We start from the raw sequence: 12,600 nt of genomic DNA, 5'->3' as shown, positions 1-12,600 counted from the left end.
AAGAAGGGCAATGAGATTAAAAAAAATCTTTACACCAATTCTTTTACTATTGTTAACACTTATTTTGGTAGCATGTACAAATAGTGGTAGCAGTGTAGAGGCTAAAAAAGAGGGGGATGTTTTAGTTATCCGTATTTGGAATAATGAGTTTCAAGAAAGATTTAGAAGCTTTTATCCAGGGTATGTTAAAACAAACTCAGATGGAACTGACTTGCTTGATGATGGAACTATTGTTAAATGGATTCAAGTATCAAATGATGGCAACCAATATCAAGTAGCACTAGACACAGCATTAGCACAACAAGGTAGTGCGGCTGCAGATGATAAGATTGATATCTTCTTAATTGAAGCAGACTATGCAACTAAATATGCCAATGATAGATATGCATTAGACATTCATGAAGATCTTAAAATTAAAAAGTCTGCCCTAGCAGATCAATATCAATATACAAAAGATATTGTTACTGATGAAAAAGGAGTGCTAAGAGCAACTTCATGGCAAGCAACTCCAGGCTTATTTGCATATAGACAAGATATCGCAGAAAAACTGTGGGGAGCAGGTGTGACACCAGAACAAGTTCAAGAGAAATTAAAGAACTGGGCTGAGTTTGATAAGGTTGCAACTGATATGAAGAATAATGGATATAAGATGTTATCAGGTTATGATGATGCTTATAGAACCTATTCAAATAACTTTAGTGGCAAATGGGTAGATATCAATAATAACGTAGTTATTGATCAAAAAGTCTTAGATTGGGCTAAACAAACTAAAAAGTATAAAGATAGTGGTTATAGTAATGGAACAAGCCTTTGGGATGATGGCTGGAAAAAAGATCAAGGTCCAGAAGGTGATGTATTTGGTTTCTTCTATTCTACTTGGGGTATTAATTTTACATTATTAGGTAATTCACTTGCTGATGCGAATGCTAAGCAAGAACTAGGTAATGGATTATTTGGTAAATATAGAGTAGTAAAAGGACCAGAAAGTTACTACTGGGGTGGTACATGGATTGTTGGAGCTAAAGGAACAGATAATCCAACACTAGTAAAAGATATCATGCTTAAATTAACTGCAAATCCAAAAATAATGAAAGACATCACTTTAAAAACAGAAGATTATACAAATAATAAAACTGCAATGAATGAAATAGCAAACGATCCAAACTATGGTTCTGCATTTTTAGGTGGACAAAATCATATTGCATTATTTACACAATCTGCAGATGCAATTGATATGAAAAATGCTTCACCATATGACCAAGGGTTAAATGAAAAGATTCAAACAGCTCTAAAAGATTATTTCTCAGGTACTGCAACATGGCAAGCTGCATGGGCAAATTTTGTCAAACTAGTCAATGAAATATATCCAGAATTAAAAGTACCAGAAAACATAGCTGAACCTAAGTAAAAAAAGTTTATATAGGATTAGATAGGAACACTAGTTCCTATCTAATATCTATTTTAGGAGATGAGTCCATTGGAAAAAAGAAAGAAAAATAAACAAGTTAATTATAATAGGTGGGGTTATAGGTTTATTGCGCCTTTTCTATTAATCTATATACTATTTTCATTAATACCATTAATTTCAACCTTTTATTACAGTTTCTTTGAATATTATTATGCACAAGGTGGCTTCATAAAAGTAGGACCTAATTTTTTTGGATTAAACAATTATATGAATGTTTTTAAAGAAGGAATATTTTTTGAATATTTAGGAAATACTATTATTATTTGGCTCATGGGGTTTATTCCACAAATTATTTTATCTTTATTATTAGCTTTGTGGTTTACTAATACGAGACTTAAAATAAAAGGACAAGGTTTTTTTAAGACAATTATTTATATGCCCAATCTTGTAATGGCAGCGGCATTTTCAATGTTGTTTTTACAATTATTTTCAAATTCTGGAGCACTTACTACATTATTAATTGATGGAAAGATCATTCCAGAAAGTTTTAGTTTCATAGACAGGGTTTGGCCTACTAGAGGATTAATAGCATTAATGAATTTTATTATGTGGTTTGGAAATACAACGATATTACTTATGGCAGGAATTATGGGAATAGATGATACTTTAATTGAATCAGCACAAGTTGATGGTGCTAATTCATTCCAAATATTTTTTAAAGTCATCTTACCTCTATTAAAACCAATTTTATTATTTGTCATGGTAACGTCATTAGTAGGTGGGGTTCAAATGTTTGATATTCCTCAAATATTTACAAGAAATACGGGAGGACCTTTATCATCATCTAAAACAGTTATGATGTATATACAGGGACTTGTTAATCCAAGCAAGCAGTATGGCAAAGCAGGAGCAGTATCCGTCTTATTATTCTTATTAACATCAGCTGTGAGTTTAACCTTCTTCTTTATTATGAACAGAGAACAGTTGGCTGAACATAGGGAAGAAAAAAGACAAAGGAGGTTACAAAAATGACTGAGCCTCAAAAGAAAAAAAACAAAAATAACAGATAAATTGCCATTGTATTTTTTTAGAGTTATTGTTTATACAGTATTGATTCTAATCACACTTGGAATTATCTTTATTTTCTATACATTAATTATTAATTCAACGAGGGCACACACTGAAATTCAACAAGGGTTCTCATTGTTACCGGGCAAATCATTTATAAGTAACTTTAGAAACTTATTAGATGACCATAATATGTTTGTCTTATCAGGGTTAAAAAATAGTTTTATTATAGCTTTTTCAACAGCCATACTTACAACCTATTTTAGTGCCCTTGCTGCTTATGGTATTCACATGTATAAATTTAAAGGAAGAACATTTTTCTATTTCTTTATGTTAGCGGTTATCATGGTACCCTCCTCAATTGCCAGTATTGGATTAGTTACTATGCTATATAGTATTAACTGGACTGATAACTTTTGGGTAATTATTATTCCAGCAATCGCTTCACCAACAACATTTTTCTTTATGAAACAATATTTAGAGAGTACTTTACCAAAAGAAATCGTAGAAGCTGCTAGAGTGGATGGTTCTAGTGAGTTTAGAACCTTTAATCAAATAGTTTTACCCGTTTTAAAACCAGCACTTGCAGTACAATTTATTTTTTCATTTGTTGCTAGTTGGAACAATTTGTTCTTACCAGGACTTATTATTCAATCAGGAAATAAAAGAACAGTTCCAATTATCATTTCCTTATTAGGAAATTCTGATCCTAAGACCTTTGATTTAGGAAAGATTTATATGTTAATGCTACTAGCAATTATACCAATGCTAATTATTTATTTGATTTTCTCTAAAAAAATTATTAAAGGAGTTACCCTAGGTAGCGTCAAGGGATAAAATAAAAAGAGGATATAAAGATGAAATATGGATATTTTGATGATTTAAAAAAGGAATACGTAATCACCAATCCATTAACACCACTACCATGGATTAATTATTTAGGAAATAATGGATATTATGGCTTGATTTCTCATTCTGGTGGAGGGTATACCTTCTACCAAGATGCCAAGTTAAGAAGGCTTACAAGATATAGATATAATAATGTACCAAAAGAATCTGGGGGAAGGTATTATTACATTTGTGATGGAAAAGAAACATTTAATCCAGGTTACTTTCCTCTAGAAAATAAGTTAGATGAATATAGTACAAGACACGGTTTAGGATATACCGTGATTACTAGTGTCAAAAATAATTTAAAAGTAGTTGTTACTTATTTCATTCCATTAAATGATAATGTTGAAATACATAAAGTAATAGTCGAGAATTTGAGTAATGAAAATAAAAATATCAAAATTTATGGATTAACAGAATGGGCATTATGGAATGCAGTTGATGATCAAACTAATTTCCAAAGAAATTTAAATATTGGAGAAGTTGAAGTTACCGAACAGACTATTTTCCATAAGACAGAATATAGAGAAAGAAGAAATCATTTTGCTTATTATCATGTTAATCAAAAGATAAGTGGATTTGATACAAATAGAGACCAATTTTTAGGAGCGTATAAGGGATATGATAAGCCTGAAGTAGTCTTATCAAGAAAAAGTAAGAATAGTATCACATATGGAGGTTCACCGATTGCTAGTTTAGAAGTAAGCTTAGACTTAAAACCTAATGAAAAAAAGGAATTAGTCTATCAATTAGGTTACTTTGAAAATAAGGAAAATAGCAAATTTGATAAAAAAGGTTTCATCAATAAACGAAATGTTTTAAAACAAATAGAAAAATATGAAGATATTGATTATGTAAATCAAGAATTTAAAAAACTTAACACTTTTTGGAATGAAACATTATCTAAATATGAAATTTCATCTAGTGAAGAAAAGCTTGATAGAATGGTAAATATTTGGCATCAGTATCAATGTATGGTTACTTTTAATATGAGTAGATCAGCAAGCTTTTTTGAAAGTGGTACCGGTCGTGGAATGGGATTTAGAGATAGTTGTCAAGATATTTTAGGTTTTGTACATATGATTCCTGATAAAGCTAGACAAAGAATCATTGATTTAGCCTCAATTCAGTTTAAAGATGGTAGTACCTATCATCAGTATCAACCACTTACAAAAAGAGGCAATGCTGATATTGGTGGAGGCTTTAATGATGATCCTTTATGGTTAATTGGTGCGGCAAGTGCTTATTTAAAAGAAACAGGAGACTTTTCAATTCTAAAAGAGATGGTACCTTTTAATAATGTAGTAGAAGACAGTGATACATTACTTAACCACCTAAGAAAAAGTATAGATTATACACTTAATAACTTAGGTCCACATGGCCTACCTTTAATAGGTAGGGCTGACTGGAATGACTGTTTAAATTTAAATTGCTACTCAACAAACCCAGGGGAATCCTTTCAAACAACTGAAAATATTCAGTCAAAAGCTGAAAGTGTATTTATCGCGGGAATGTTTGTTCAATATGGAAGAGAGTATATTGAAATTTGTGAGAAATTAAACTTGCTTAATGAAGCTAAAAGGATAGAAGAAAAAGTGCTTCAAATGGAAAAAAGTGTGATAGATCATGGCTGGGATGGTAAGTGGTTTCTAAGAGCCTATGATGCTAATTACAATAAAGTAGGTAGTGCTGAAAATAAAGAAGGTAAAATTTATATTGAGCCACAAGGTTTTTGTACAATGGCATTAATTGGCGGGTCAGAATATGCAAAAAAAGCACTCATGAGTGCTAAAAAATACTTAGAAAATGATTATGGAATGGAATTACTTTATCCACCTTATTCAAAATATTACTTAGAATTAGGGGAGATTTCTTCATATCCACCAGGACAAAAAGAAAACGGTAGTGTCTTCTGTCATAATAACCCTTGGGTTGTCATTGGTTTTACTAAAATAAAGGATGGAGAAAATGCTTATGCTTTATATACTAAAAACGCACCAGCGTTTATAGAAGATAAAAGTGATATTCATAAAACTGAACCATATGTTTATAGTCAAACAATCTCTGGCAGAAGTTCTAAGACTTATGGAGAAGCTAAGAATAGCTTTTTGACAGGAACTGCTTCATGGGCATTTGTCGCAGTTAGCCAACATATTTTAGGTGTAAGACCAGATTTTGATGGATTAATTATTGATCCAGTCTTACCTAAACATTTAGATAACATAACAGTTAAACGCGTTTTTAGAAATAAGATATTTAATATTCAGATTATTAGAGATAAAAAAATGAACCAGCAATTAGTAGTAGATGGTAAAAAACAGAAAGATAATATTTTAATTAAGTTAAATAATAAACAAAAGGTGTATGAAATAACTAAATATATAATATAAGTTTAAATGAAAGGCGGTTTAAGATGAACTTGCCTTTTTTAACAATTCTGTAAAGGTCTGTGATATAATTAAAAAAAAGAAAGAAGGATGTTAAAATGGCAAAAAGAAATAGTAGTAATGCATCAATGATTAAGTTTTTCGTAGTGATTTTAGGTGTTTTAGCAGTTCTGTCAATTTTTTTAGGAGCTATAGCAACTAAAGATAGTGACACAGTTTTTACTGGACTTGAAGCAACATTTGGTGCGAATATAGGTAAATTAGGAGGGCTAGCTGAATTAAAATTAGAGTTTAATTTCCTAGCATTAGCAGCTTACTTTTTACCAGCATTAGGTGTTATATTTATAATGGTTTCTGGAAAAAGACTAGGTTACTTAGTATCAGCTGTAGTATTTATTGGATCAGCAATTTTATTAGTTACTATGCCACAATATATTAGTGTTAAACTAGATACAATTATTGGTGGTAATGAAAGTGTTATTGATTGGGTATTACAATGGCCAGTGTATGTTGCTGTTGGGTTAAATGGGGTAGCAGCATTAACTTCAGTTTATTTAACTATTAAAGAATAAGGGGAAAAAATCATGATTTATGATTATGAAGTGAAAAATATTAAACAAGAAAATCAATCATTAGAAAAATATAAAGGACAAGTCTTTCTAGTAGTTAACACAGCAACCAAATGTGGATATACTAAGCAGTACGAAGGTTTAGAATCACTTTATCAAGACTATAAAGATAAAGGCTTTGAAGTATTAGATTTTCCGTGTAATCAATTTTTAATGCAAGCTCCTGGATCAGATGAAGAATTAGCAGAGTTTTGTCAATTAAACTATTTTACAACATTTGAAACTTTTTCAAAAGTAAAAGTTAATGGTAAGGACGCAAGTCCTCTATTTGATTATTTGAAAGAACAACTTCCTGTTCAATTAACTAAAAATAAGGATGGAAGTTTAGAAGAAGAAACAACTAAACGTATTAAGTGGAACTTTACTAAGTTTTTAATAGATCGTAATGGCAATGTAGTTAAAAGATTTGCCCCTAATGTTACACCTGATATGATTAAACCTTATATAGAAGAATTATTATAATAAAAATATCCCAAGTAGTTATCAATCTAAAATGATACTACAGGGGATTTTATTTTATTAATGATTTAGTTTTTCATTGATATATTTATTTACTTTTTCTAACTCTAAATCATTTAATGGATTAGAAAGTTTAGATGTTACATAAGGACTTTCAAAGAATCTAATATGTTCTTTATCCCAGTCAGTATATCTTTCTTCTTTATATAAACCTATGAAATGACAGTCAATAAAGTGAGTAGCACCGAATTCTCTCCAAGGTCTACCTAGGTAAACTTCTTTATCACAATGATTAATAATACGTGAATCTTTAAAAATAAAACCATATTCAAAAGCTTCATAAGTAGAAGGTGCAGTGATATAACCATGAGCATCAACATTTATGATATGAATCTCAGAATCCTTAAAAATGGCTATGCCTGAACCAAAGATAAAGTCGACATTACCAAAAATTTGGCAATCTACAAAAAGTGATTCTACAAGATGAGTATGTCTCATTTCATGTGTTAGAATATGAAAATAGCGTTCAGCTAAATCTACTGGAAGTGGTCCTATAAAAAGAGTGTCTTGGTGTGCTTTTATGTGACAATTGATAGCTTTAAAGTTTGTACCATAAATACTTAAGGCAACTGCAGTGCCTGTTTTCTTCATTGCAGGACCAGCAGCATTTTCAACTGTTATATTTTTAAATGTAACATTTTTTCCTATAACATCGATTGTTGATGTTCTAAAAGTATTATAGAAAAGCCCATCTTCATGAAACTTATAGTTAAAGTCATTATAACAAATAATGGTTTTGACAGGATCTTTACCAATAATTGTTAAGTCATTGTTTTTAATATATAATTTTTCCTTATAAAAACCAGGTTCTAAAGTTAGAATAAGGGGTTCATTCAAATTGTCATCGAGTATTTTTTGAATGGACTGTGATTCGTTTACTAAGATATTTTTCATAAGTTGCCTCATTTCATTTATTATAAATATTATAACTCTCAATTTGTATTTTTACAAGTTAAGGCGATAAATCTAGGTGTAAAAGCATAGAGAAAACTTACTATAAATACTATTTCATTATAATATTTTTAAATATTGGATAAACACTTTAGAGATAATTAAATTATTAAACAGGATAAAAAGAAACTCTAATTGACAATTAATAGATACTTATGTTTTATTATAAGTATTTCCCATGGCAATTGATAATCTATTCCACATGTTAATCTGATTAATAGATAAAACCAAATCTATATACTCTATATCTGAAAATTCTTCATCTAGACGATCCAATAGCTCATCTGATATGCCATGTTGTATGTCTAGTGTAATTGTTTCAGCTAGTTCTAGTACTAACTTAGTCTTTTTATCATAAATATTTGATTCTCTCCACGCATTTAATAAATAGATTTCATCTTCAGTGATACCTTTTTTTCTAGCATCTTTTGTATGAATACCAATACAATAAGCACAGCCATTTAATTGTGATACTCTTATTTTTATATAATCTAATACTTTTTCGCTAATAGTTGTATTTTCTAATTGCTTTTCAAGTTTTAGAATAATATCCATTTTATCTTTTGCTAACGTATAGTAATCAATTTTCTTTTTCATTTTATGCACTTCCTTTTGTTTTTTATTTCATTATATAATGAAGCTGTCTATTATGCTTGGTATATGAATTTTTCTAATGAAGTGTTTTTGTTTGAAATATAAGTTTTTCTCATTCAGTTTAGAGTTATAAATACAAGAGATTTTAAAAATTTTCATACATGACTCACAAAAATACCTTAATATGATATAATATATACGCAATTATATGAAGGGAAAATCAATATGAATCATTTAGGATATGGATTTGCAAATGGTAAAATTATCTTAATGGGTGAACATTCAGTTGTTTATGGAAAACCAGCCATTGCATTACCATTTAAAGAAGTTAAAATTGAATCTTATGTTTCTTTTACAAATAGTCCTATAACTATTGATTGTTTATACTATAAAGGGATATTAGAAGAAGCAGATTTAGTTATAGAGGGAATAAAAAAATTAGTAATTTCAGTATTAGAGTATTTAGGTAAAAAGCCATTTGGTTTGCATATTAGAATAGATTCTAAATTACCTGCCCAAAGAGGCTTAGGATCATCAGCTGCTGTATCGATTGCGGTTGTTAGATCTTTATTTAATTTATATAATGAAATTTTAACAGATGAATTACTTCAATATTTTTCTAACATTGCAGAACAAATTCACCACGTTAATCCAAGTGGAATAGATAGTTCAACGGTTGTTTCTAATGATGCAATCTTCTTTCAAAAAGACTCAGAAAAAACCTATATCCCATTACGTGTAGATGGAATATTAGTGGTTGCTGATACTGGAAGAATGGGTAAAACTAAAGAAGCTATTTTAGAAGTAAAAAAATTATGGAAAGAAAATCCAACTATTATTAATCCTATATTAGATAGATTAGGAGAATTAACCAACGAAGTTAGAAGTTATTTAATTTCTAATGAAGTAAAAAGACTAGGTATGGCCCTCACTGAAGCTCATCAATTACTAAAATCAATCAATGTGAGTGATGAAGGGCTAGAGAAGTTAGTAGATGCGGCACTTGCTTCAGGTGCTTTAGGTGCTAAATTAACAGGCGGTGGCAAAGGCGGTTGTATGATTGCTGTTGTTGAATCTTTAGAAAAGGCAAAGGCAGTTGCAGAAGCACTAAAAGAAAACGGGGCATCCAATACTTGGTTTTATCATTTAAAGGAAGTTATCAATGAAAGCTAAGGCAAGAGCATATACAAATATTGCTTTAATTAAATATTGGGGAAAAAAACAAGAGGAATTAAAAATACCCTTTCAGTCGAGTCTATCTTTAACACTAGAAGAGTTTTATACTGAAACAACAGTTTTTTATGACAAAACTCTTAATGAAGATATATTATATATTAATGGTATAAAACAAGAGAAAAACAAGTTAGCTAGAGTTGCTAACTTTATGGACTGGATTAGAAAGGAATATCATATTCCTTTTTATGCTAGAATAGAATCTGTTAATAAAGTGCCAGAAGCGGCAGGATTAGCTTCTTCAGCATCAGCATTTGCAGCGTTAGCACAAGCAGCACTTTTAGCTTATGGGATTAAACTAAATAAAAAAGAATTATCTAAAGTTGCTAGAGTAGGTTCAGGATCTGCTTCAAGATCTATTTACCCTGGTTTTGTTATGTGGCAAGCTGGAAAATCACATGAGACCAGTTATGCAAAACCACTTTCAGTAAAGTGGGATAGTTTTAGAATGATTTTTTGTTTAATTGATGAAAATGAAAAACAGTTTTTAAGTAGTCAAACAATGAAAGAGACAGTAGAAAAATCACCTTTTTATAAAGAATGGGTAAAAGAGTCTAAAAAAGACTTAAGCATGATGAAAAAAGCTCTTTATGAAAAAGATATTTTTAAAGTGGGCGAAATTGCACAAAGTAATGCACTAAAAATGCATGCGACTATTTTATCTATTGGTAAATGGTACTTTAACCCAGAAACAATTAAAATAATGAATATTTTATATGAATTACAAAAAAATGGAATTCCAGCCTATTTTACAATGGATGCTGGACCCAATATAAAAATTATGACAGAAGAAAAGTATGTAGATACTATTATTGAAAAAATACAACCTGTTTCATATAAAGTTTCAAAAGCAGGATTAGGAGTTAGTGGATATGAAAAGTAAAGTTCCAGGCAAACTATTTATTGCAGGTGAATTTAGTATCCTTTCTAAAGAAAGTACTGCGATTTTAGTAAGTGTATCAAAATTTATATATGTCGATATTACCGAGAACTCAAATTATGAATTTGAAAGTGAACTAGGTCATTTTAGATGGATATTAGATGAGGATAAAATACCTGTTTTAGATTATAAAGATTTTAAGCATGTTAAAGCTGCCATTTTTATGGCTCATAAGTATTTGAATCATCTTAAAATAGAACCAAAAACATATAATATAAAGTTAAATAGTGAACTTGAAGAACAAGGTAATAAGTATGGTTTAGGATCATCAGCCGCCTCTTTAGTGGGTGTTTTAAGAGCTATTCTAAACTTACATCAAGTTAGACCTACAAAATTAGAATTATTTAAATTAGCTGTTATGACTCAATTAGAAATTAATGATTTATCTTCTGGAGCAGATTTAGCAACAGTTATTTACACTGGATGGGTTTATTATAAAAAATATGATCTCGCTTGGTTATATCAAAAAGATAAGAGTGCTTTTGAACTGATTGAAGAAGAGTGGCCTAGTCTAAAAATTGAAATACTTCCTGTTATAAATTATAGGGTGCTTGTTGGTTGGACTAAAAAAGCTTCATCTAGTAGTGATACTATTCAAAAATTAGAAAGTAGAAACTTAAATGATAGTTGGTATAAAGATTTTTTAGCTAAGGCTAATAAAATAGTATTAGCTTTTAAAAAAGAGCTTTTAATTGATAATAATACGGATAAGATTTATCAACTAACAGAAGATTATCAAAATTTATTAAATGAGTTAGAAAACTGGTCAGAGATAAAAATAATGACACCTGAACTAACAATGTTAAATAAAATTTCAAAGAACTCTAATTTAGTATCGAAAGTTTCGGGTTCAGGTGGTGGTGATTGTGGTATTTGTGTTGTTCAAAATAATTTTTCTCATATAATAGAAGAAAAAATAGCTAAAAATTGGCAAAACAGCGACATTAAACCATTAAAATTAGAAGTATGGAGTGATAAAAATGAGAGAAATTAGAAAAGACAAACATATGGCGCTTGCTTTAACTCAAAAGACTGGGACAAACGATTTTGATCAAATACACTTTGAGCATATGTCATTGCCTAAATATGATTTTAATGATATTAACTTAGAATCATGTTATTTTAATCGCCAATTTAAATATCCATTTTATATTAATGCAATGACTGGTGGAACACAAAAAACGAAAGAAGCTAATGAAAAACTGGCAAAATTAGCAAAACATTACGGACTTGCAATGGCAGTTGGATCACAAAAAATAGCTCTTGAAAACAAAAGTGTTCAAGATACATTTTCAGTTATTCATGATATTTATCCTGATGGCTTTTTTATTGGAAATTTATCAGCTAATGCTACTTATGAGGATGTTTTAAAGGCAAGCCAAATGATTCATGCTCAAGCATTTCAAATTCATTTGAATCCTGTTCAAGAATTAGCTATGCAAGAAGGCGATAGAAATTTTAAACATTGGAAAAATAATATTGCTCTTATTGCAAAAGAAATAAAGATTCCTTTAATTGTCAAAGAAGTTGGATTTGGAATGAATGAAAAGACAATAGCATCTTTGATTAATCTGGGTGTTTCTAATATTGATGTTAGTGGTAATGGCGGGACTAACTTTGCAAAAATAGAAAACGCTAGAGTTAATAGAAATGATGGCTTTTTAGAAGGCTTTGGAATTTCTACAGTCAAATCCTTAAAGTATAGTCAAAAATATCAAGAAAAGGCTAATTTTATTGCCTCAGGTGGTATTAGAAGTGCTCTTGATATTGTTAAGTCACTTGTTCTAGGAGCTTGTGCGGTGGGCTTATCCAAATTTTTCCTAGAAACAATACAATTAGCATGGGATGAACAAATTAAAAAAGTTGATGAACTTATTAGTGATATAAAGAAAGTTATGATTTTATTAAATGTAAATAATATTAAAGATTTAAGAAATGTTCAATATTTTGACTAAAAATGACTTTTTTTTGGTAAAATAA

Annotated in this window: 12 protein-coding genes; 10 read left to right on the top strand and 2 right to left on the bottom strand. The window is 29.8% G+C overall.

All coding sequences use genetic code 11. The features are described from left to right. The first annotated feature begins 10 nt into the window (after positions 1-10). The 6 genes from BN854_RS04840 to BN854_RS04815 all read left to right on the top strand — a co-directional run bounded on the left by BN854_RS04840 (position 11) and on the right by BN854_RS04815 (position 6,845). A complete protein-coding gene (locus BN854_RS04840) occupies positions 11-1,408 on the top strand; it encodes an ABC transporter substrate-binding protein (protein ID WP_026660393.1) in 1,398 nt (465 codons plus the stop codon). Between the two features lie 60 nt (positions 1,409-1,468). Next, entirely contained in the window at positions 1,469-2,440 is a 972-nt protein-coding gene (locus tag BN854_RS04835) for a carbohydrate ABC transporter permease (protein WP_026660386.1), read from the top strand. Positions 2,441-2,479: 39 nt separating this feature from the next. Further along, positions 2,480-3,313, top strand: a complete 834-nt coding sequence (locus BN854_RS04830) for a carbohydrate ABC transporter permease (protein WP_026660378.1) — start codon at positions 2,480-2,482, stop codon at positions 3,311-3,313. Between the two features lie 20 nt (positions 3,314-3,333). Further along, positions 3,334-5,757, top strand: coding sequence for a glycoside hydrolase family 94 protein (locus tag BN854_RS04825; RefSeq protein ID WP_026660371.1), 2,424 nt, complete (start codon positions 3,334-3,336; stop codon positions 5,755-5,757). Positions 5,758-5,852: 95 nt separating this feature from the next. Beyond that, positions 5,853-6,326: a hypothetical protein gene (locus BN854_RS04820; protein WP_026660366.1), complete on the top strand. Its 474-nt coding sequence runs from the start codon at positions 5,853-5,855 to the stop codon at positions 6,324-6,326. 12 nt (positions 6,327-6,338) lie between these two features. Then, complete coding sequence (locus tag BN854_RS04815) at positions 6,339-6,845, top strand: glutathione peroxidase (RefSeq protein ID WP_026660359.1); 507 nt, start codon at positions 6,339-6,341, stop codon at positions 6,843-6,845. Between the two features lie 57 nt (positions 6,846-6,902). Here the strand turns inward: BN854_RS04815 and BN854_RS04810 are convergent, their stop codons facing one another. Together BN854_RS04810 and BN854_RS04805 are read right to left on the bottom strand one after the other, a co-directional pair. After that, positions 6,903-7,796, bottom strand: coding sequence for a pectinesterase family protein (locus tag BN854_RS04810; RefSeq protein ID WP_026660352.1), 894 nt, complete (start codon positions 7,794-7,796; stop codon positions 6,903-6,905). Between the two features lie 210 nt (positions 7,797-8,006). Continuing rightward, complete coding sequence (locus BN854_RS04805; protein ID WP_026660345.1) at positions 8,007-8,450, bottom strand: carboxymuconolactone decarboxylase family protein; 444 nt, start codon at positions 8,448-8,450, stop codon at positions 8,007-8,009. Between the two features lie 222 nt (positions 8,451-8,672). Between BN854_RS04805 and mvk the strand changes: the two genes are divergently transcribed. Genes mvk through fni form a run of 4 tightly spaced genes read left to right on the top strand, consistent with a single transcriptional unit; the run spans position 8,673 to position 12,575 of the window. Beyond that, a complete protein-coding gene (gene mvk, locus BN854_RS04800) occupies positions 8,673-9,620 on the top strand; it encodes a mevalonate kinase (protein WP_026660339.1) in 948 nt (315 codons plus the stop codon). Further along, positions 9,610-10,563 carry a diphosphomevalonate decarboxylase gene (gene mvaD, locus BN854_RS04795; RefSeq protein WP_026660331.1) on the top strand — a complete coding sequence of 318 codons (954 nt, stop codon included), beginning with the start codon at positions 9,610-9,612 and terminating at the stop codon, positions 10,561-10,563. Before mvk ends, mvaD begins: the two co-directional genes overlap by 11 nt. Further along, the gene (locus tag BN854_RS04790) at positions 10,553-11,614 is read left to right on the top strand and encodes a phosphomevalonate kinase (protein WP_026660323.1); all 1,062 of its coding nucleotides are present in this window, start codon (positions 10,553-10,555) and stop codon (positions 11,612-11,614) included. Before mvaD ends, BN854_RS04790 begins: the two co-directional genes overlap by 11 nt. Continuing rightward, complete coding sequence (gene fni / locus BN854_RS04785) at positions 11,601-12,575, top strand: type 2 isopentenyl-diphosphate Delta-isomerase (RefSeq protein ID WP_045959784.1); 975 nt, start codon at positions 11,601-11,603, stop codon at positions 12,573-12,575. Before BN854_RS04790 ends, fni begins: the two co-directional genes overlap by 14 nt. Positions 12,576-12,600 lie beyond the last annotated feature (25 nt).

The organism is Alteracholeplasma palmae J233, from assembly GCF_000968055.1.
GTDB classification, from domain to species: domain Bacteria; phylum Bacillota_I; class Bacilli_A; order Acholeplasmatales; family Acholeplasmataceae; genus Alteracholeplasma; species Alteracholeplasma palmae.
This window is presented reverse-complemented; position numbering and strand designations above follow the sequence as displayed.

Bases quoted from the DNA above. Each gene is read 5' to 3' on its own strand.
- BN854_RS04810 (WP_026660352.1), bottom strand. From the start codon at position 7,796: ATGAAAAATATCTTAGTAAACGAATCACAGTCCATTCAAAAAATACTC.
- BN854_RS04820 (WP_026660366.1), top strand. From the start codon at position 5,853: ATGGCAAAAAGAAATAGTAGTAATGCATCAATGATTAAGTTTTTCGTA.
- BN854_RS04835 (WP_026660386.1), top strand. From the start codon at position 1,469: ATGAGTCCATTGGAAAAAAGAAAGAAAAATAAACAAGTTAATTATAAT.
- fni (WP_045959784.1), top strand. From the start codon at position 11,601: ATGAGAGAAATTAGAAAAGACAAACATATGGCGCTTGCTTTAACTCAA.
- BN854_RS04825 (WP_026660371.1), top strand. From the start codon at position 3,334: ATGAAATATGGATATTTTGATGATTTAAAAAAGGAATACGTAATCACC.
- BN854_RS04815 (WP_026660359.1), top strand. From the start codon at position 6,339: ATGATTTATGATTATGAAGTGAAAAATATTAAACAAGAAAATCAATCA.
- BN854_RS04805 (WP_026660345.1), bottom strand. From the start codon at position 8,450: ATGAAAAAGAAAATTGATTACTATACGTTAGCAAAAGATAAAATGGAT.
- BN854_RS04840 (WP_026660393.1), top strand. From the start codon at position 11: ATGAGATTAAAAAAAATCTTTACACCAATTCTTTTACTATTGTTAACA.
- mvk (WP_026660339.1), top strand. From the start codon at position 8,673: ATGAATCATTTAGGATATGGATTTGCAAATGGTAAAATTATCTTAATG.
- mvaD (WP_026660331.1), top strand. From the start codon at position 9,610: ATGAAAGCTAAGGCAAGAGCATATACAAATATTGCTTTAATTAAATAT.
- BN854_RS04790 (WP_026660323.1), top strand. From the start codon at position 10,553: ATGAAAAGTAAAGTTCCAGGCAAACTATTTATTGCAGGTGAATTTAGT.